Genomic DNA, 250 nt, shown 5'->3' on the forward strand with positions numbered 1-250 from the left:
TACGAGAAGCGTTGGTTCGTCAGCGGCGCGGGCCTGACCGGCCTGACGATCGCGATCGACGGCGAGGACGTACCCTTCGGCGTCGACCTGTTCTTCGCGGCGACCGACCTGCCCTTCTTCACCTTCCACGCGGAAATCTGCGAGGATTACTGGGCTCCCACGCCGCCCTCCACCGCCGGCGCGCTGGCCGGGGCGCTGATCTGCTGCAACCTGTCGGCCAGCAACATCGTCATCGGCAAGGCGCGGGAAC

Annotated in this window: 1 protein-coding gene; it reads left to right on the forward strand. The window is 67.6% G+C overall.

Going from position 1 to position 250, the window contains the following annotated elements:
- Positions 1-250 (forward strand): hypothetical protein (locus AC0IYH_RS33030; protein ID WP_471838609.1); only part of this gene is annotated, 250 nt, incomplete at both ends.

The organism is Pseudomonas sp. AC463, assembly GCF_979253585.1.